General features: G+C 24.2%; 1 protein-coding gene. It reads right to left on the bottom strand.

Annotation, left to right across the window (positions count from 1 at the left end; genetic code table 11):
- Window positions 1-137 precede the first annotated feature (137 nt).
- The gene (locus tag VN21_RS16890; RefSeq protein ID WP_046824293.1) at window positions 138-437 is read right to left on the bottom strand and encodes a (2Fe-2S)-binding protein; all 300 of its coding nucleotides are present in this window, start codon (window positions 435-437) and stop codon (window positions 138-140) included.
- Window positions 438-472 lie beyond the last annotated feature (35 nt).

Here is a 472-nt window from a genome sequence, read left to right as displayed (position 1 = left end):
TTAATATTTAAATCTTAAAGTAATCTTTCTTTAACCTTAAATAATTCTTAAAATTTATTTTTTCAAAACTGTCAAACCAAAAAAGGATATGTATTAATACATATCCCTTTTTAAAGCTATAATAAAATCATAATTAATTATCTTTTATTTTCTATGATATTTGATATAATTCCTTTACACCTTCCACATCCTGTACCTGCTTTAGTTACTTCTCCAACTTTTTCAACTGTATCAGCTCCATTTTTTACTGCTTCTACTATTGTTTCTATTGATACATTCTTACATTTACATGCATTTTTTATAAGAGTTTCTACTTCTTTAAGCTCTTCTTCATTTTCAATAACTATATCTGATATTTTTTTAAGTTCATCAACCGTTCTAGCTCCTTGTACTTGAGCTTTTCTTACTTTTAAATATTTTTCCATTTCTAATGCCATCTATATATCTCCTAATCTTTAGTTATTTTTTTAAT

Origin of the sequence: Paraclostridium benzoelyticum, assembly GCF_001006285.1 — a bacterium.
GTDB classification, from domain to species: Bacteria; Bacillota; Clostridia; order Peptostreptococcales; family Peptostreptococcaceae; genus Paraclostridium; species Paraclostridium benzoelyticum.
The sequence above is the reverse complement of the archived record's forward strand: the minus strand, read 5'-3'. Positions and strand labels throughout refer to the sequence as shown.

What these genes read in the sequence shown, in the direction of transcription:
- VN21_RS16890 (WP_046824293.1), bottom strand. Translation starts at nt 437, where the DNA reads ATGGCATTAGAAATGGAAAAATATTTAAAAGTAAGAAAAGCTCAAGTA.